The sequence below is a fragment of the Dactylosporangium sp. NPDC051484 genome (assembly GCF_040689395.1).
Classification (GTDB): Bacteria; Actinomycetota; Actinomycetes; order Mycobacteriales; family Micromonosporaceae; genus Dactylosporangium.
This window is the reverse complement of the sequence record NZ_JBFAZX010000006.1, coordinates 126,321-143,392: the sequence shown is the minus strand read 5'-3', so window position 1 is coordinate 143,392 and position 17,072 is coordinate 126,321. Positions and strand designations below refer to the sequence as shown.

Below are 17,072 nucleotides of genomic sequence, written 5' to 3'. Positions count from 1 at the left end.
GCGCGCTGGATGCAGTAGACCGTCTCCTACCATCGGATCGTGGATTGGAAGTTTCGGCAGTCGAAGGCCGACGGTCCGGCGATGACCGACGTCCTCGACGCGCTGCAAGTCGGGGTGCTCGTGCTCGACGAGGCCGATAAACCCGTGCTCGCCAACGCGGCGGCGCGTGAGATGGGCCTCGTCCGTCAGCGCCAGGGCCCCGCCCCCGCCGACGAGGCGCACACGATCGTGCGCACCCTCGCCGGCCAGGTCCGTCGCACGGGCATCACCCGCGTCGTCGAGCTAGACCTGCCCCGCCTCACGCACGGCGAGCCCCTCGGGGTCAACGTCCGCGCGGTCGCGCTCGATGGCGGGCGGGTCGCGATCGAGGCGGCCGACGTCACCGAGGCCCACCGGGTCGCCCGCGTGCGCCGTGACTTCGTCGCCAACGTGAGCCATGAGCTCAAGACCCCCGTCGGCGCGCTGCAACTGCTCGCCGAGGCCCTGCTGGACGCCACCGACAAGGACCCGGCCGCCGCCATCCGCTTCGCTGAGCGGATCAAGCACGAGTCGTCGCGGCTCGGCAGGCTCGTCTCCGAGCTGCTGGAGCTGTCCCGGCTGCAGGGCGCGGAGCCGCTGCCCGAGCCGGAGCCGGTCGACGTCGACAAGATCGCCGTCGAGGTGCTGGACCGGGCCAAGACCCCCGCCTCGGCCAAGGAGATCGAGCTGAGCTTCCAGGGCACGCGCGGACTGACCGTCTACGGCAACGAGAACCAGCTCGTGACCGCGGTGGTCAATCTGGTGGAGAACGCCATCGCGTACTCGCCGGAGCGGACCACGGTCACGGTCACCACGAGCGAGGACAACGGCTTCGTGGAGATCGGCGTCGCCGACCAGGGCATCGGCATCGAGCCGCGTGACATCGACCGCATCTTCGAGCGGTTCTACCGCGCCGATCGGGCGCGCTCCCGGGCGACCGGCGGCACGGGGCTGGGCCTCGCGATCGTCAAACACATCTCGACCAACCACGGTGGCCGCGTCACGGTGACCAGCGCCGTAGGAGTTGGCTCGACGTTCACGTTGCGGCTGCCTTCGCGTCCGACGGAGGCCGCGTTGTCGCTACCGCCGTCAGTTGAGATCGGAGGAGTCCCATGATCGTTATGCAACAGCAATCTCCAGCCCGCGGTTCGCAGCGCCATGGTGCTTCCCGGCAGCTACGAAAGGACAGCACGTTGGCGCGCGTACTCGTGGTCGAGGACGAAGAGTCGATCTCTGACCCGTTGTCGTACATGCTCCGTCGCGAGGGCTTCGAGGTCTCCATCGCGGCGACCGGCACCGAGGCCTTGACGGAGTTCGACCGCACCGGCGCGGACATCGTTCTGCTCGACCTGATGCTCCCCGAGATGTCGGGCACCGAGGTGTGCCGGCAGATGCGGCAGAAGTCCAACGTGCCGATCATCATGATCACCGCGCGGGACAGCGAGATCGACAAGGTGGTCGGCCTGGAGATCGGCGCCGACGACTACGTCACCAAGCCGTATTCGCCGCGCGAGCTGGTGGCCCGCATCCGCGCGGTGCTGCGCCGCCAGGTCGACGCCGTCGGTGAGCTGGCCCCGCCGACGCTGTCGGCCGGCCCGGTCCGCATGGACGTCGACCGGCACGTCGTGACCGTCGCAGGCGACGCCGTCCAGCTGCCGCTGAAGGAGTTCGAGCTGCTCGAGCTGCTGCTGCGCAACGCCGGCCGGGTGCTGACCCGCGGCCAGCTGATCGACCGCGTGTGGGGCGCCGACTACGTGGGCGACACCAAGACCCTCGACGTGCACGTCAAGCGGCTGCGCTCGAAGATCGAGCCGGAGCCCTCGGCGCCGCGGTACATCGTCACCGTGCGCGGCCTGGGCTACAAGTTCGAGCCGTGAGTCCGGGCGGTCGTCAGGCCGCCTCAGCCGGCGTTCGCCACCGATTCGCGGTTACGCCTGCGCTCCCGCATCTCGCGGCGCAGGACGTGACCGCGGATCGCGTGGCAGTCGGCTACTCCCGGTGGCCCGGGCGCGCCGCTCCAGCTCCGGCTCAGACGGGCCGGATGGGGATGAGTTTCAGCGCCGCCGTCGTGGCCGGGTGCTGGGCGATCATGCCCTGGGCGGCGCGCGCCGCGCACAGCTCGGCCAGCCGGGCGTATGCCGCCTTGCCGATTAGCGCCGTCAGCTCCGGTTCATACTCCTGGTAGAGCCGCTGCGAGCCGACGTGCGCCTCCGGCGACGAGGTGCACCACCAGTGCAGGTCGTGGCCGCCCTCGCCCCAGCCGCGGCGGTCGAACTCGCCGAGGGTGGAGACCAGCAGCTTGGTGCCGTCGGGGCGCTTGCGCCAGTCCTGGTCGCGGCGGACCGGCAGCTGCCAGCAGACGTCCGGCTTGTAGTCCAGCGGGTGCACGCCGTCGCGCAGCGCCTGGCCGTGCAGTGCGCAGCCGCCGCCGCCCGGGAAGCCGGGGTCGTTCTGGAAGACGCAGCCGCCGCCCGGGCGGGTCGCGGTGCGCAGGGCCTTGTTCTTGCCGTCGATGGTGTCCGTTTCGGTGTACCGCTTGAAGCCCCGCCGGTAGTACTGCCAGGTCTCCGGGGTCAGCTTCTTCACGGCGGCGCGCACGCGCTCCTGGTCGTCCTCGTCGGTGAAGAAGGCGCCGTGCGAGCAGCAGCCCTCCTCCTCGCGGCCCTCGATGATGCCGTGGCAGCCGCGGCCGTAGACACACGTCCAGTTGGACAGCAGCCAGGTAAGGTCGGCGCGGATGAGGTGATCGGCGTCCGCCGGGTCGGCGAACTCGATCCATTCCCGCGGGAAATCGAGGTCGACCTCGAGGCCGCGCGGGTCGTCCGGGTCTTCGACCTCGACGTGGATGTCCATCTGACGAAGCGTACGCCGTCCTGCGCACGGTGCCGAAACCCCACACAGCTACGGTTACCGGCATGCGGCTCGGCGTGCTCGATGTGGGCTCCAATACGGTCCATCTCCTTCTGGTCGACGCGCACCACGGCGCACACCCCTGGCCGGCCCACTCGCAGAAGGCCGAGCTGCGCCTCGCCGAGCGCATCGGCAAGGACGGCGACCTCAGCAAGGCCGGCGCGGACAGCCTGATCGCCGCCGTGGCGCAGGCCCGCGACGCCGCCGTCAAGCTGGAGACCGACGACCTGCTCGCGTTCGCCACGTCCGCGGTGCGCGACGCGAAGAACTCGGCCCGCGTGCTCAAGCGCGTGCGCGAGGAGACCGGCGTCGACCTGCAGGTGCTCTCCGGCGAGGCCGAGGCCATCATGACGTTTCTGGCAGTGCGCCGCTGGTTCGGCTGGTCGGCCGGCCGGCTGCTCGTGATGGACATCGGCGGCGGGTCCCTGGAACTGGCGGCGGGTATCGACGAGGAGCCGGACGTGGCGATGTCGGTGCCGCTGGGCGCCGGCCGGCTGACCCGCGAGCGGCTGAACGGCGACCCGGCCACACCGGCGTCGGTCGATGCGCTGCGGGAATACGCCGAGGCGGAGGTGGCCAAGACCGCCAAACGCCTCATGGACAGCGGATGGGATCGCCCGGTCGCCACCTCGAAGACCTTCCGCACTCTGGCGCGCCTCGCCGGGGCCGCGCCGTCGGGCGCCGGTCCGCGGGTGCCGCGGCGGCTCAGCCGTACCGGCCTCCATCAGGTCCTGTCCTTCATCCGGCGGATGCCGTCGGCCGCGCTCGCCGAGATCGACGGCGTCAGCCCGGGCCGGGCGCACCAGATCCTGGCCGGCGCCGTCGTGGCCGAGGTGACCATGCGGACACTCGGCATCGACGAGGTCCAGATCTGCCCCTGGGCCCTGCGCGAAGGGGTGATTCTTCGCCGGCTGGAAGTGCTGGAGTCAAGTTGATCGACAAGAGACGCTACCTGGATGGGGCTAGCCTGGTGGTGTGAGTCGTCAAGTGCCGGTTCTGCTGTCCACGTCCTCCGTCTTTCCCGAGCCCACCGCGGCCGGCTTCGAAATGGCCGCCGCGCTCGGCTACGACGGCGTCGAGGTCATGGTCTGGGCCGACGCGGTGAGTCAGGACACGGGTGCGCTCGTCGGGCTCTCCCAGCACTACGGCGTGCCGGTGCTGTCCGTGCACGCGCCCTGCCTCATGGTCACTCAGCGGGTGTGGAGCCCCGACCCGTGGGAGCGGCTGCGCCGGGCCGCCGAGCTCGCCGACGCCTTGGGCGCGCCGATCGTCGTCGTCCACCCGCCGTTCGCCTGGCAGCGTGAGTACGCACGCACCTTCCAGTCCGGTCTCCTGCGCCTGGGCCGGCAGTTTCCGGGCATCCGCTTCGCGGTGGAGAACATGTTTCCGCTGCGCGGCGCGGGCCGCGAGTTCGTGCCATACGCTCCGGGCTGGGATCCGACGCTGACCGGGTTCGACGCTTACACGCTCGACCTGTCGCACTGCGCCGCGTCCCGGACGGACGCCATCGCGCTGGCCGACACGATGGCCGGCAACCTGTCCCACGTCCACCTGGGCGACGGCACCGGCAAGGGTCGCGACGAGCACCTGGTGCCGGGTCGCGGCACGCAGCCGTGCGCCCAGCTGCTGGCGTCGCTGGACTCCCGCGGTTTCACCGGCTCGGTGGCGGTCGAGGTGGGGACGCGGCGGGCCGGCAGCCGGGGCGATCGGGAGGCCGATCTGGCGGAGGCGCTGCGATTCGCGCGGCAGCACCTGGCAACGCCGTCCCCGGTCGGCTGAGCGCGCGGCCCCGGCCGCGAGTGAAGCGCGCGAGCCGGGGCCGCCGAAAGTCGACGATCAGATCTTGCGGACGGACTCGGCCTGGGGGCCCTTGGGACCCTGCTTGATCTCGAACTCGACGCGCTGGTTCTCTTCGAGGCTGCGATAGCCGTCGGAGACGATCGCGGAGAAGTGGACGAAGACGTCGTCGCCGCCGTCCACGCTGATGAAGCCGAAGCCCTTTTCAGCGTTGAACCACTTCACGGTTCCCTGGGCCATGGTGCTGTTTCTCCTTCGTAGGGCGTTGTGATCCGGTGACCTACCCGGTGTCGGGGGCCGGCCAACCAAAGTCGCCAGCCCCGCATCGCCCAACCCCGCGTGTCCGACTTATCGGACGCGCGGTAAAGCGAACCACATGACGCAAGATATGCCGAACTTACCAGCTCCGGGGTGTTTTCCAGCAGTTATGCGGTGACGACCGCCCGATCGGAGTCATCCACCGGGATCTGGGCCGCGGCCAGCGCGGCGCCCGTCTCGGCGGCGCGCTTGCGAGCCCGGTGCGCCGCCACGTGCGACCGGGTGGCGCAGCGCTCCGAGCAGAAGCGGCGGCAGCAGTTCGAGGAGGTGTCCAGGTAGACGTTGCCGCAGCGCTCGTCGGCGCAGACGCCGAAGCGCGTGCTGCCGTGCTCGCACAGCCACACGGCCAGGCCCCACGCGGCCCCGGCGAGCAGCTCCGAGCTCATCGACGAGCCTCGGCCGGTCACGTGCATGTGCCAGTCGTGGGTGTCGTGACCGGAGATGCGCGGCTGCATCGGATATGCCTCGAGCAGCGCGTTGAGCTCGGCGACCGCGGCCATGTCCCGGCCGGAGGAGCCGTGCTCGAACACATCCCGGAGTCGTTTGCGGGCGCGCCGGAGGGCGATCAGATCGCGTTCCGTCGCTTCCGAGGTCTGCCAACTGTCCTCGCCGAAGAGGGCGGTGAGGTCCTGCATGCTTTCGAGCGGCGCGTTGACGATGTCGACGGCGGTCCGCGCATACGCGTCGAAGTCCACCCGACCAAGGTAGTCAAGAAATGCCATAGTGGCGACCAGGCGTCACCGGACGTCTGCGGTTCTGTCTACGCTCGGCTCATGCTCAGATCGGTCATCCTCGCCGCCGCCCACTCCAACAGGGTCGAACGGCTCGTTGAAACCGCCCCGGTGAGCCGCAGCATCGTGCGTCGTTTCATCGCCGGGGAGCACGCGGACGACGCGCTACAGCGCACCCGCGAACTGGCCGCGGACGGCCTCGGCGTCACGATCGACTACCTGGGGGAGGACACCACCAACCCGCACCAGGCCGAGGCGACCCGGGACGAGTACCTGAAGCTGCTCGACGCCCTGCACGCCGCCGAGCTGACCCCCGCGGCCGAGGTCAGCGTGAAGCTGTCCGCGCTCGGCCAGGTCTTCAACGAGAAGATCGCGTATGAGCACGCCCGCGCGATCTGTGCCAAGGCCAGCGAGGCGGGCACCACGGTCACCCTGGATGCCGAGGACCACACCACCACCGACTCGACCCTGGAGGTGCTGGCCAGGCTGCGCGGCGAGTTCCCGACCACGGGCGCGGTGCTCCAGTCGTACCTGCGCCGGACCGAGGCCGACTGCCGGGAACTCGCGGCCGAGGGCTCGCGGGTCCGGCTGTGCAAGGGGGCCTACAAGGAGCCCGAGTCGGTGGCGTACCAGAGCCGCCTGGACGTCGACAAGTCGTACGTGCGTTGCCTCAACGTGCTCATGTCCGGCGGCGGGTATCCGATGGTCGCCACCCACGACCCCCGTCTGGTGGCCATCGGCGAGGACCGTGCCAAGTGGTTCGAGCGCAGCCCCGACGAGTTCGAGTTCCAGATGCTCTACGGCGTGCGCCCCGAGGAACAGCTGCGACTCGCCCAGCTGGGCTACACCGTGCGCGTCTACCTGCCGTACGGCACCGAGTGGTACGCGTACATGATGCGCCGCCTCGCGGAGCGCCCGGCGAACGTCGGATTCCTGGCCAGGGCCCTGCGCTCGCGCGCCTGACGACGCAAGAGCCAGTCTGGAACAGCCCGTACGGGCGAGGCGGCGGCTCGACCGGGTCGCGTAGGTTCCGGCGGTGATGGATGGGGATGGGCGGCGACACGCGGGCAACTCGGATGCCGTCGAGAGCCAGCCGCCCATGCCGCCTTCCCCGAGCGGCGGGACGTTCTTCCGTGTCCTTCTGATCGCCGCGCTCGCCCTGCTGCTGCTCGCGCCGCCGGCCGCCATCGCTTACACCACGGTCCGTAGCGACCGCACCACCGTCACGGTCGGGCAGGAGCTGTCCGGCGACGGCGGCCACGGCGCGGGCGGCCCGGGGGACGCCGCCAACCCCGCGGCCGCGCACTCGGCGAGCCCGGGCGCGAGCCGCCGGTCGGCGCCGGCCACCGTCGCCGGCAAGATCCGGCTGGCCCTCGAGGACCAGGGCGCCGCGCTGCTGGCGGGAGACGAGGACGCGTTCCTCGCCGTCGTGGACCCGTCCGCGGCCGTGCTGCGCGAGGATCTGGCCCGGCGGTTCGGCTCGTTGCGACAGTTGCGGGTCAAGCTCTGGCATCCGGTGCCCGAGGGCCGGCCGAAGACAGAGGCCGGGGGCACCGCGACGGTGAAGGTCCTGGTGAACTACTGCTTCGTCGTCCCCACCTGCGACCCGATGGCTCTGCAGACCACCACGCGGTGGAACGTCTCCGGCCGGTCGCCGACGCTGCTGGAGTTCGGCGTCGCCAAGGACCTCGGGCCGCGCCCGTGGGAGGTCAGCGAGCTGCGCAGCGCGGTCGGGGCCCGGGTCGTGATGTCGACGACCGCGAAGTACGCCTCCCGGCTGCCGTCGATGCTCGCCGCCGCGGAGAAGGCCGCCGCGCTCGCCGACACCTTCGCCCGCTGGGGGGAGCCGCCCGCGCGGTACGTCGTCTACCTCGCCGGGCCCGACGAGTGGTCCGCCTGGTACGGCATCAAGCAGGAGCCCTGGGTCGCCGGCTTCGCGCTGCCGTTGACGGCGAGCGTGACCGAGATCGTGCTCAACGCCGCGCGGGTGGACGCCAAGCAGACCCTCGACGTGCTGCGCCACGAGTTCACGCACGTCGTGACGCTGGCCGGGGTCGAGAAGGCGTACGAGCACACGTGGTGGCTGGTCGAGGGCATCGCGGAGTATGTGCGGGTCAAGGGGGGCGGCAAGCCGTTCGACGGGGCGGGCGCCGTGCGCGGCTACGTGCGCAGCGGGCGCTGGAAGGGCGAGATCGCCATGGACGACCCGCCCGGCGGGTCGAGCACCGTCGACGTGAGCGGCCGCTACGGCGTGGCGTACCTGTCCCTGCAGCGCCTCGCCGACCGCTTCGGCGAGGACCGGCTGATGGACTTCTTCGACTACGCCGCCCGCCAGGGCCTCGCGCTCGGCGACGCCGCGCCCAAGGCGTTCGGGGTGAGCTGGGACGACGTCGAGGCGGACTGCGTGCGAAACGTCCGGGGCCGAGTCTGACCCGGCGCCCCCCGCGAACGGCGGCAGTGGCCCTGGGGACGGAATGATCAAGTCTGCGGGAAAGATTCCGACGAACCGGGGGTGCAAGTCACAGCAGTACCGTTACCGTACTGGTAACACGCTGATTGAGTAACGCTTGGTCCGGGTTAGCTGAACCGAGCGTAGGGCGAGCACGCTGGTCGGAGGTTGCGATGTCGAGCACGCCACACACCACCGAAGGCCGGCTGGGCGAGGTCAGGTTCCTTACCGTGGCCGAGGTGGCCACGCTGATGCGGGTGTCGAAGATGACTGTCTACCGCCTCGTCCACGCCGGTGACCTCACCGCGGTCCGTGTGGGAAGGTCGTTCCGGGTTCCCGAGCACGCGGTCGACGCGTACCTCCGCGAAGCGTTCCGTGAGACCGCATAGCGGGGCCGTTTTCCGAACTAGAAACGGTACGGCTACCCTTGAACGGCTAACCATGTCTTCGGCGTGCCAGGGATGGCACGCGTTCCGCTGTATCGAGGAGATGCTCGTATGGGCTCGGTGGTCAAGAAGCGGCGCAAGCGTATGGCCAAGAAGAAGCACCGCAAGCTGCTGCGCAAGACCCGCGTCCAGCGTCGTCGTCTCGGCAAGTAGCGTTCCAGCTCGTCACCCGGCGGCCGGCCCCTCTTTCTATCGGGGCTGGGCCGCCGCAACGCCCGCTGCGGCGTGCCTGCGGTCGACGGGCCGTGCCATTGCGACCGGACTTCGTGGCGTGCGGGGGACGAGTCCCGCTGTGGTCCCTGCGATCGGAGCCGCGTGACCGCGCCGCCCAGCGTCGTGCTGGTGACCGGGGTGAGCCGCTATCTCGGCGCGCACTTGGCCGCCCGGCTCGCCGCTGATCCGCGCGTCGACCGCGTCGTCGCTGTCGACTCGGCGGCACCGGCCGGCGAGTTCGCCGAGGTGCTGTCCGCCGCCGGCGACAAGATCGACGTGCGACAGCTCGACCTGCGCACCCCGGGGGTGCTGCGGGTGATGGTCGACGCCCGCGTGGAGGCGATCGCTCATCTCGCCGTCGCCACCGCGACCGACCAGCACGGCGGCCGCGCGGCGATGAAGGAGCTCAACGTCATCGGCTCAATGCAGCTCCTGGCCGCCTGCCAGCAGGCGCCCAGGCTGCGCAAGCTGATCGTGCGCTCCTCGACGGCGGCATACGGGGCCTCCTTCCGCGATCCGGCGATCTTCACCGAGGACACCGAGCCGCGCGAGGTGCCCCGAGGCGGGTTCGCCAAGGACGTGCTCGACATCGAGGGCTACGTCCGCGGCTTCCGTCGGCGGCGCCCCGACGTGGCGGCCACGGTGCTGCGCTTCGCTCCGTTCATCGGCTCCGCCGTGGACACCCGGCTGACGAGATACTTCGCCCAGCCGATCGTGCCCACCGTGTTCGGCCGCGACCCGCGGCTGCAGTTCCTGCACGTCGACGATGCGTTTGTGGTGCTCGAGCGCTCGGTCACGGAGCACCATCCAGGCACGTTCAACGTGGCCGGGTCAGGCACGCTGACGCTGTCCCAGGCGGTGCGCCGCGCCGGCCGGGTCACCATGCCGATTCTCGAGCCGGGCCTCAACGCGCTGGCCGGCCTCGGCCGGGCCGGCGTCACGCTGGACCAGCTCGACCTGTTCGTGCACGGCCGGGTCGTGGACACCTCGAAGCTCATCCGCGAGTTCGGCTTCGTGCCGCGGACGACCGCCGAGGCATTCGGCGAGTTCGTGCGCAGCCGCCGCGCGGGCGAACTGCTTCCCGCGGATACGATTCGCTCCGTCGAGCAGGCGCTGCTCGACGGCTTCCGCAGGACGCGTGCGGCACGTGCCGCGTTGGAGAGTGGCCATGAGTGACCCTGGTCTCCCTGATGTGTGGGACGACCGGGTCGCCGGTGCGCTCGCCTTCCTGCGCGAGCGGCTGACCGGCGACTACGAGATCGACGGGTTCGGCTTCGACCGCCACCTGACTGACAGCGTCTTCCTGCCGATGCTGCGTCCGTTGTACAAGCAGTGGTTCCGCACCGAGGTCTTCGGTTCCGAGCACCTGCCGAAGGAGGGCGCCGCGCTGGTCGTGGCCAACCACTCGGGCACGGTCGCGCTCGACGCGCTCATGCTCACCGTCGCCGTGCACGACGAGACGGCCTCCCGGCGCCACCTCCGCCTGCTCGGCGCCGACCTGGTCTTCCGCATGCCGTTCATGTCGGAGCTGGCCCGCAAGTCCGGCGCGACGCTGGCCTGCAACCCCGACGCGGAGCGCCTGCTCTCGGAGGGCGAACTCGTCGGCGTCTTTCCGGAGGGGTTCAAGGGCATCGGCAAGCCGTTCGCCGACCGGTACAAGCTCCAGCGCTTCGGCCGGGGCGGCTTCGTCTCCGCGGCCCTGCGGACCGGCACCCCGATCGTGCCGGTCTCGATCGTCGGCGCCGAGGAGATCTACCCGCTCATCGGCAACATCCGGCCCCTGGCCCGGCTCCTGGGCGCCCCGTACTTCCCGATCACCCCCACGTTTCCGTGGCTGGGCCCGCTTGGCCTGGTCCCGCTGCCGAGCAAGTGGCTGATCGAGTTCGGCGAACCGATCCCGACCGACGACTACATCGAATCGGCCGACGACCCGATGGTGGTCTTCAACCTCGCCGACCAGGTGCGCGAGACGATCCAGCAGACGCTGTACAAGCTGCTGGACCGTCGCCCGGACGCCTTCTCCACCTGACCGTTCGGTGGGGCCGGGTGGCCGGTGCGGGTTGTCAGGTGGACCGAGTGCGACGGCGGCGCTTGCGCATCGCGGTGAACGTCGCCACGCCGCCGATCACCACGCCCGTCGCCAGGGCCGCCGGAACCGCGATCTTCACGGCCTTGCGGCCAGTGCGGAAGTCGCGGATCTCCCAGCCGCGCTTGCGGGCCTCGCGACGCAGGGCCGAGTCGGGGTTGACCGCCACCGCGTAGCCGACGGTGGAGAGCATGGGAGCGTCGTTGATCGAGTCGCTGTACGCGGCGCAGCGGGTCAGGTCCAGGCCCTCCGCCAGCGCGAGGGTGGTGATGGCCGACGCCTTCTCTGGGCCGTGCATGAGGTCGCCGACGAGGCGGCCGGTGTAGACGCCGTCGGAGACCTCCGCCACGGTGCCGATCGCGCCGGTGAGGCCCAGCCGGGCGGCCATGATCCGGCCGAGCTCGACGGGGGCCGCGGTGACGAGCCACACGCGCTGTCCGGCGTCCAGGTGAAGCTGGGCCAGGGCCAGGGTGCCCGACCAGATGCGGTCGGCCATGAGCTCGTCGAAGATCTCCTCGCAGAGCCGCTCCATGTCCTCGACCTTCCAGCCCGCGATGAAGGCCAGGGCGGTCGACTTGGCGCTGGACACCGTGCCGGCGTGCTCGGACGCCAGGAGGCGGAAGCGCGCCTGCTGGTAGGCGAAGCGGACCAGGTCGCGGCTCGTGAAGTACTTCCGCTTGGCCAGGCCGCGCGCGAAGTAGTAGATCGACGCGCCCTGCACCATCGTGTTGTCGACGTCGAAGAAAGCCGCGCCGGTCGGATCGGCCGGCACTTCCAGGGCGGCTTCGACCTCGGTCGCCGCCCACCCGGCGGCGGAGACGACGATGCGGCCGCTCGCGCTCGCTCGGCGGCGCCGTAACACTCCTGAAGGTCGGATCGGCACGTTTGTCTCCCTCCGCCGGTGACGCCGTGCTGTCGCAGCACAGGATCCATCCAGATTGGCCAACGGTACCGGCATCGAACAGCAACAGGGCCTGGTGACGGTCACCAGGCCCTGTCATGTCGCGAACGTGTCGCCGGGTTGAATCAGTGCAGCAGCCAGTCGAGCAGGCCGCCCTTCGCCGATTTGGTGGGGGTTGGGCTGGGCGGTGCGGGGGCGCTGGCACTCGGGGCGGTGGGGGCCGACTCGGTGGCGGAGGGGTCAGCCGAGACGCTGGACGGGCCGGTGGTCGCCGGGCGCTCGCCGTTCTGGCCGGGGTGGTTCGTCACCGGGGCGCCGGGCTGCGGCTGGCCGGACGACCCGGTGCCGCCGGACTTGTTCACGGGGCGGCAGGCGTTGCCCACCGGCGCGGGGCCGAGGGTGTCGGGCGTCGTGACCGCGGTCGGGCCGCACTTGACCAGCGGGCGCAGCGCCTTGGAGCGGCGGTCGATCTCGTCGAGCAGGGTCACCGACTTGGTCGCGCGGGTCCGGGCCTCGCCGCCGGCCGACGCCCTGAGCTTCTCGGCGGCCGCGCGCTGGTCGGTCACGAAGCCGTCGATCGCGTCGAGCGCGGCGGTGTCCCCGCGGGCGACTGAGGTGCTCGTCAGCAGGCGTACGCCCTTGAGGGTCTCGCCGTCCATGTCGTCCAGCACCGAGGAGAGCCCCGCCGGGTCCTTCACCGCCTGGGCCTCGCCGAGCCGGGTGCGGGCGAACTCGAGGTACAGCTGGCCCTTGCTGATGTCCGAGGCGGTCAGCGCGAGCTGGGCCTTCTCGCTGGACCGCTTCACCAAGTACAGCGCGTCGCCGGGGACGGCGTTGTCGCTCGCGGCGGACATTCCGGACACGGCCAGCGCGCCGGCGGCGAGGCCGACGACAATGGCGCCGCGGGTGCGGAGCCGGCGGCTGACGGCCGGGCGGCTACCCGCCGGGCGACGCAGCGCACGCAGGCCCCCCTGGCGGACCGGCTCGGGCTCGGGCTCCGTCGCGGTGGCCCCGATGCCCTCGCGCTCGATCGTGGCCATGAGCATGGCCCGCAGACCGTCGCGGAACTCTGGCTGCGCCTCTACCCGGACCGGCAGCTCGCCGAGCCGCCGGCGGACCGACACCAGGTCGGTGAGGGAGTCGTCGGGCGTGGACCTCACGCGGTGTCGTCGGGCCCCTGTGGTGTCGTCGACGAGCTGGGCGAACCGCTCAGCGCGTCGACGGTGGAAGACGGAGCCGATCACCTGAGGCACCCCCTTCGCTGGTCGCGTCAGTCAGGCGCGGCAGGGCAGCGGGATGGTGGGCCACCGCGTCCGCCGTGCGCCATGCCGACGGTCGCATCAGGACCAACGGCGCAGGTCGGAACCTGGTTACGGCGCCCGCCTGGGCCCAGTAACCAGAGGTGACAGCCGTCACGGTTGGAATCCGTCGGGCAGCAGTCGAGCGAGCGCGCGTACGGCGCGGTACTGCAACGCTTTGATGGCCCCCTCGTTCTTGTTCATGGTCTGTGCGGTCTCCGCCACGGAGAAGCCGTGCAGGAACCGCAGCACGATGCACTCCTGCTGCTCGGGGTTGAGCTGCTTGACGGCCTTGAGCAGGTCCACGTTGGTGATGTGGTCGATGACCGCCGCCTCCGGGCTGCCCTCCGGCCCCCGGTCGGGACGGTCGGCGTCCAGCACGTCGCCGGTGGTGACCTCCAGCCGGTACCGGCCGGATTTGAAGTGGTCGGCGACGAGGTTGCGGGCGATGGTGACCAGCCAGGCGCCGAGATCGCGGCCCTGCCACGTGAAGCTACCGATGCGCTTGAGCGCGCGCAGGAACGTGTCGGCGGTCAGGTCCTCGGCGAGCTGGCGGTTGCCGACCCGGAAGTACACGAAACGGAAGACCGTGTCGAAGTACCGGTCGTAGAGCAGACCGAATGCCGCACCGTCGCCGGCCTGGGCTCGCTCGATGAGCGCCCACACCTCCGACGCCGGGTCGCCCCGATCGGGGCGCGACCGCTGCGGCGGGACGGGCCCGCGCGAGCCGGTGTCGGTCAGCGTGTCCGTGCCGCCGCCGAGGATCACGGTCGGGATCTGCACGGTCTCCTCGCCGAGGAGGCTCGCGCCGGCGCTGCCGGTGGGCTTGCCGTTCATCCCGGCGGTGGGTCTCGAGTTCGGGGCCGGGCCCGGGCGGGCCGGCGCCTCGTTGGTGTGTGGGCGCGCGCGGGTGCGCGGGATGCCGCCTCCCTCGCCCCGAATCACCGTGGTGAACATGTCGCGCATCGAGTCACGCAGCATCGACAGCCCACCGGCGAGTGCGTGTTCGGTGTTGAACACGTGCTGGTAGCCGCTCATGCTTCGCAATCCATCACAGATGCCGTAGCCAGTGCGATCACGGGCACTTCGGCCTCCTCGGGGTGAGGGGTGTCAACTCGGAGTAAATGGGGTGAGTTAACGTTGGGTGATAATGGGTCCGGCGTCACCCGCGTGTGGGCGGCTCTTGGCGTGAGGGGACATTCATCCCACGGAACGGGGCCCGTCCGGCGCACATGCTGTCCGTCGCACAGTTCGCGACACGCCGCACGACACGCCGGAAAACCGGATAAGCGGGACGTAACCACGCCGAAATTACCGATGCGCGGCGCGCGCATTGCACACGAGCGGATAGACCATTACTCAATCGGCGTGTCGGGGCTGCGCAGGCCCCCGCCGACCGCAGGAGGCACCATGCCACGCGACAGGGTGATTGGTGACGGGTGAATTTCCAGTTTTTGTCGCCTCACCCTCGGGGCTTGAATTGGATCACCGCGCGCTGTGCAAGACTCGGCGACCGTGCAGGACGTTTGGAACTTCGCCGACCTGGTGCGGCGCGCCGCTACCGCCGGCGGCACGCGCCCCGCCCTGCGATCACACGACGCCGTGCTGACCTGGGCCGAGCTCGACCGGAGCGTCGACGCGGTCGCCGCCGGCCTCGCCGCTCTCGGGCTGCCCGCCGACGAGCACGGCCGCCCGCGCGTCGCGATCGCCCTGCCCAACGTGCCCGAGTTCGCCGCCGTCCTCTTCGGCGTGCTGCGCGCCGGGCTGGTCGCGGTGCCGGTCAACCCGGCATTCACGGCGCGCGAGCTCGGCCACGTGCTCACCGACTCCGGCGCCGCCGTGCTGGTCGGGACCCGCCCGGTGATGAGCGCGGTCGGTGAGGGGGCGCCGCCCGTGCGGTACACCCTCGGAGAAAACCTCGGCGACCTGCTCGCCGGCGGTCCGGTGCCCTCGCGGACGCCCGCGACCGGCGGGGGTGAGGACCTGGCGGTGCTGCTGTACACGTCCGGGACCGAGGGCGCGCCGAAGGGCGCCATGCTGCCTCACCGCGCGCTGCTGGCCAACCACGAGCAGCTCGCGCGCCTCGATCCGCCGCCCGTCAGCGGCGACGACGTGCTGCTGCTGGCCGTGCCGCTCTTCCACGCGTACGGGCTGAACTCCGGGCTCGGCGCGGTCGCCTACCACGGTGGGTGCGGAGTGCTCGTCGAGCGCTTCGACCCGGCCGACTCGCTGGAGGTGATCGAGCGGTACGGCGTGACCGGCGTTATCGGGGTGCCGCCGATGTACGTCGCGTGGTCGCTCATGGGCGAGCGGCTGGCCCGGGCCTGGTCGGGCGTGCGGCTCGCCGTGTGCGGCGCGGCGCCGCTGGACCCCGCCGCCGAGCGGCGCTTCGCCGAGACCACGGGCCGGCCGGTACACCAGGGATACGGGCTGACGGAGGGCGCGCCGGTGCTCACCAGCACCCTGGCGAGCCCGTCGGCAAAGCCGGGCTCGATCGGCCGGCCGATCCCCGGTGTGCAGATGCGCCTGGTCGACGCCGACGGCGAGGACGTGGTGCCCGACGAGGAGGACGGCACCACGGATCCCGGCGAGATCGTCGCGCGCGGTCGCAATTTCTTCCAGGGGTACTGGCCTGAAGGCGCCTCGGCCCCGGACGTCGACGGTTGGTGGGCCACCGGCGACGTGGCCTACGCCGACGAGGACGGCGACCTGTTCGTGGTGGACCGGCTCGGGGAGCTGATCCTCGTGAGCGGGTTCAACGTCTATCCGCACGAGGTCGAGTCCGTGCTCGAAGCGCACGAGGAAGTGCTCGAGGCGGCGGTGCTCGGGGTACCGCATCCCTACACCGGCCAGACCGTGAAGGCGCTCGTTGTGCGCCGGCCCGGCTCGCAGGTGACCGCCGAGGAGCTCATCGCGCACTGCGAGGGCAACCTCGCCCGGTTCAAGTGCCCGACGGCCGTCGAGTTCGTGCCGGAGCTGCCGCACTCGGCCACCGGCAAGGTCCGCAAGGGGGTCCTGCGATGAGACTGGTGCTGTACACCCGCCCCGGCTGCCACCTGTGCGAGGACGCCAAGGCCGTGCTCGAGCGCGTCGCCGCCGCGACCGGCGAGGGCTTCACCGAGATCGACATCACCGGCGACGACGAGCTCGAGGAGGAGTACGGGTTTCGCATCCCGGTGCTGCTGCTCGACGGCAAGGAGCACGGGTACTGGCGGGTCGAGGAGGAGCGACTGCGTAACGATCTGCGGCTATCCTCACCCGGGTGAAGCACCTCGTTTGGGACTGGAACGGGACCCTCCTCGACGACCTGAAGCTCGTCGTCGACGCCACCAACGTCTGTCTGTCCACCGTCGGCGGCCCGGTCATCACCGCCGATGAGCACCGCCGCGACTTCCGCCGGCCGATCCTGGACTACTACGCGCACGTTCTCGAACGCCCGGTCGACCAGGCGGAGTTCCAGCTGCTCGACGACGCGTTCCACGACGCCTACCGGCGGGGGATGGCCGACGTACAGCTGGCCCCGGACGCCCTTGAGGCGATGGGGAGCTGGTCCGGCACGCAGTCGCTGTTGTCCATGTTCTTCCACGACGAGCTGCTGGTCGAGGTGGAACGGCGCGCCCTGGGTGCCCGGCTGGTCCGGGTCGACGGCCTGCCGGGCACGGTCGGCGGTCATCGCAAGGCGGAGTTTCTCGCGCGCCACCTGACGGCCCTGTCCCTCGACCCGGCCGAGGTGATCCTGATCGGCGACTCGGTCGACGACGGCGACGCGGCGCGATCGGTGGGCGCGTCCGCGGTCCTCTACGCCGGAGGCTTCACCGACACCGCCCTCCTGCGGGCGACCGGTCTGCCGGTGGCGTACTCCCTGGTCGAGGCCGTCAACCTCGCGTCGGCCCGCTGAATCGCGC

At 71.0% G+C, this 17,072-nt stretch carries 19 protein-coding genes; 13 read left to right on the top strand and 6 right to left on the bottom strand.

Annotated elements, in window-relative coordinates; genetic code table 11:
- The first annotated feature begins 81 nt into the window (after window positions 1–81).
- Both AB0367_RS13565 and AB0367_RS13560 read left to right on the top strand, forming a co-directional pair.
- Window positions 82–1,134, top strand: a complete 1,053-nt coding sequence (locus tag AB0367_RS13565; RefSeq protein WP_366226799.1) for an ATP-binding protein — start codon at window positions 82–84, stop codon at window positions 1,132–1,134.
- A gap of 77 nt (window positions 1,135–1,211) precedes the next feature.
- Window positions 1,212–1,895 (top strand): response regulator transcription factor, encoded by a 684-nt coding sequence (locus AB0367_RS13560; RefSeq protein ID WP_345123903.1) that lies wholly within the window; start codon window positions 1,212–1,214, stop codon window positions 1,893–1,895.
- A 151-nt stretch (window positions 1,896–2,046) separates the two neighbouring features.
- Here AB0367_RS13560 and AB0367_RS13555 read toward each other — a convergent pair whose 3' ends face one another.
- Window positions 2,047–2,871 carry a hypothetical protein gene (locus tag AB0367_RS13555; RefSeq protein WP_366226569.1) on the bottom strand — a complete coding sequence of 275 codons (825 nt, stop codon included), beginning with the start codon at window positions 2,869–2,871 and terminating at the stop codon, window positions 2,047–2,049.
- A 62-nt stretch (window positions 2,872–2,933) separates the two neighbouring features.
- On the opposite strand from AB0367_RS13555, the gene AB0367_RS13550 reads away from it, so the two are divergent.
- Window positions 2,934–3,863 carry a Ppx/GppA phosphatase family protein gene (locus AB0367_RS13550; RefSeq protein ID WP_366226568.1) on the top strand — a complete coding sequence of 310 codons (930 nt, stop codon included), beginning with the start codon at window positions 2,934–2,936 and terminating at the stop codon, window positions 3,861–3,863.
- A gap of 40 nt (window positions 3,864–3,903) precedes the next feature.
- Window positions 3,904–4,707: a sugar phosphate isomerase/epimerase family protein gene (locus tag AB0367_RS13545; protein ID WP_366226567.1), complete on the top strand. Its 804-nt coding sequence runs from the start codon at window positions 3,904–3,906 to the stop codon at window positions 4,705–4,707.
- A 57-nt stretch (window positions 4,708–4,764) separates the two neighbouring features.
- On the opposite strand, the gene AB0367_RS13540 is transcribed toward AB0367_RS13545, so the two are convergent.
- Together AB0367_RS13540 and AB0367_RS13535 are read right to left on the bottom strand one after the other, a co-directional pair.
- Window positions 4,765–4,965, bottom strand: a complete 201-nt coding sequence (locus AB0367_RS13540; RefSeq protein ID WP_366226566.1) for a cold-shock protein — start codon at window positions 4,963–4,965, stop codon at window positions 4,765–4,767.
- A 185-nt stretch (window positions 4,966–5,150) separates the two neighbouring features.
- Window positions 5,151–5,738 carry a CGNR zinc finger domain-containing protein gene (locus AB0367_RS13535; RefSeq protein WP_366226565.1) on the bottom strand — a complete coding sequence of 196 codons (588 nt, stop codon included), beginning with the start codon at window positions 5,736–5,738 and terminating at the stop codon, window positions 5,151–5,153.
- A 78-nt stretch (window positions 5,739–5,816) separates the two neighbouring features.
- Here AB0367_RS13535 and AB0367_RS13530 point away from each other — a divergent pair, with 78 nt between their 5' ends.
- The 6 genes from AB0367_RS13530 to AB0367_RS13505 all read left to right on the top strand — a co-directional run bounded on the left by AB0367_RS13530 (window position 5,817) and on the right by AB0367_RS13505 (window position 10,911).
- A complete protein-coding gene (locus tag AB0367_RS13530; protein ID WP_366226564.1) occupies window positions 5,817–6,737 on the top strand; it encodes a proline dehydrogenase family protein in 921 nt (306 codons plus the stop codon).
- A gap of 76 nt (window positions 6,738–6,813) precedes the next feature.
- Window positions 6,814–8,205, top strand: coding sequence for a basic secretory protein-like protein (locus AB0367_RS13525; RefSeq protein ID WP_366226798.1), 1,392 nt, complete (start codon window positions 6,814–6,816; stop codon window positions 8,203–8,205).
- A 191-nt stretch (window positions 8,206–8,396) separates the two neighbouring features.
- Window positions 8,397–8,612, top strand: coding sequence for a helix-turn-helix domain-containing protein (locus tag AB0367_RS13520; protein WP_033363444.1), 216 nt, complete (start codon window positions 8,397–8,399; stop codon window positions 8,610–8,612).
- A 108-nt stretch (window positions 8,613–8,720) separates the two neighbouring features.
- Entirely contained in the window at window positions 8,721–8,822 is a 102-nt protein-coding gene (locus tag AB0367_RS13515) for an AURKAIP1/COX24 domain-containing protein (protein ID WP_007465623.1), read from the top strand.
- Window positions 8,823–8,984: 162 nt separating this feature from the next.
- Window positions 8,985–10,058: an NAD-dependent epimerase/dehydratase family protein gene (locus AB0367_RS13510; protein WP_366226563.1), complete on the top strand. Its 1,074-nt coding sequence runs from the start codon at window positions 8,985–8,987 to the stop codon at window positions 10,056–10,058.
- Window positions 9,970–10,911 carry a lysophospholipid acyltransferase family protein gene (locus AB0367_RS13505; RefSeq protein WP_366226797.1) on the top strand — a complete coding sequence of 314 codons (942 nt, stop codon included), beginning with the start codon at window positions 9,970–9,972 and terminating at the stop codon, window positions 10,909–10,911. The genes AB0367_RS13510 and AB0367_RS13505 overlap by 89 nt, the downstream gene beginning before the upstream one ends.
- A 34-nt stretch (window positions 10,912–10,945) precedes the next feature.
- On the opposite strand, the gene AB0367_RS13500 is transcribed toward AB0367_RS13505, so the two are convergent.
- From AB0367_RS13500 to AB0367_RS13490, 3 genes are all read right to left on the bottom strand, one after another.
- A complete protein-coding gene (locus AB0367_RS13500) occupies window positions 10,946–11,746 on the bottom strand; it encodes an HAD-IB family hydrolase (RefSeq protein ID WP_366226796.1) in 801 nt (266 codons plus the stop codon).
- Window positions 11,747–11,994: 248 nt separating this feature from the next.
- The gene (locus tag AB0367_RS13495; protein WP_366226562.1) at window positions 11,995–13,029 is read right to left on the bottom strand and encodes a DUF5667 domain-containing protein; all 1,035 of its coding nucleotides are present in this window, start codon (window positions 13,027–13,029) and stop codon (window positions 11,995–11,997) included.
- A 252-nt stretch (window positions 13,030–13,281) separates the two neighbouring features.
- Window positions 13,282–14,124, bottom strand: coding sequence for a sigma-70 family RNA polymerase sigma factor (locus tag AB0367_RS13490; RefSeq protein WP_366226795.1), 843 nt, complete (start codon window positions 14,122–14,124; stop codon window positions 13,282–13,284).
- 558 nt (window positions 14,125–14,682) lie between these two features.
- On the opposite strand from AB0367_RS13490, the gene AB0367_RS13485 reads away from it, so the two are divergent.
- The 3 genes from AB0367_RS13485 to AB0367_RS13475 are packed head-to-tail and all read left to right on the top strand — an operon-like array spanning window position 14,683 to window position 17,065.
- Window positions 14,683–16,191 carry an AMP-binding protein gene (locus AB0367_RS13485; protein ID WP_366226561.1) on the top strand — a complete coding sequence of 503 codons (1,509 nt, stop codon included), beginning with the start codon at window positions 14,683–14,685 and terminating at the stop codon, window positions 16,189–16,191.
- On the top strand, window positions 16,188–16,433 hold the full coding sequence (locus AB0367_RS13480) for a glutaredoxin family protein (protein ID WP_366226560.1): 246 nt from the start codon (window positions 16,188–16,190) through the stop codon (window positions 16,431–16,433). The genes AB0367_RS13485 and AB0367_RS13480 overlap by 4 nt, the downstream gene beginning before the upstream one ends.
- Window positions 16,430–17,065 carry an HAD hydrolase-like protein gene (locus AB0367_RS13475; RefSeq protein ID WP_366226559.1) on the top strand — a complete coding sequence of 212 codons (636 nt, stop codon included), beginning with the start codon at window positions 16,430–16,432 and terminating at the stop codon, window positions 17,063–17,065. The genes AB0367_RS13480 and AB0367_RS13475 overlap by 4 nt, the downstream gene beginning before the upstream one ends.
- Window positions 17,066–17,072 lie beyond the last annotated feature (7 nt).

Bases quoted from the DNA above. Each gene is read 5' to 3' on its own strand.
- AB0367_RS13565 (WP_366226799.1), top strand. From the start codon at position 82: ATGACCGACGTCCTCGACGCGCTGCAAGTCGGGGTGCTCGTGCTCGAC.
- AB0367_RS13555 (WP_366226569.1), bottom strand. From the start codon at position 2,871: ATGGACATCCACGTCGAGGTCGAAGACCCGGACGACCCGCGCGGCCTC.
- AB0367_RS13550 (WP_366226568.1), top strand. From the start codon at position 2,934: ATGCGGCTCGGCGTGCTCGATGTGGGCTCCAATACGGTCCATCTCCTT.
- AB0367_RS13540 (WP_366226566.1), bottom strand. From the start codon at position 4,965: ATGGCCCAGGGAACCGTGAAGTGGTTCAACGCTGAAAAGGGCTTCGGC.
- AB0367_RS13530 (WP_366226564.1), top strand. From the start codon at position 5,817: ATGCTCAGATCGGTCATCCTCGCCGCCGCCCACTCCAACAGGGTCGAA.
- AB0367_RS13525 (WP_366226798.1), top strand. From the start codon at position 6,814: ATGGATGGGGATGGGCGGCGACACGCGGGCAACTCGGATGCCGTCGAG.
- AB0367_RS13520 (WP_033363444.1), top strand. From the start codon at position 8,397: ATGTCGAGCACGCCACACACCACCGAAGGCCGGCTGGGCGAGGTCAGG.
- AB0367_RS13515 (WP_007465623.1), top strand. From the start codon at position 8,721: ATGGGCTCGGTGGTCAAGAAGCGGCGCAAGCGTATGGCCAAGAAGAAG.
- AB0367_RS13490 (WP_366226795.1), bottom strand. From the start codon at position 14,124: ATGTTCACCACGGTGATTCGGGGCGAGGGAGGCGGCATCCCGCGCACC.
- AB0367_RS13480 (WP_366226560.1), top strand. From the start codon at position 16,188: ATGAGACTGGTGCTGTACACCCGCCCCGGCTGCCACCTGTGCGAGGAC.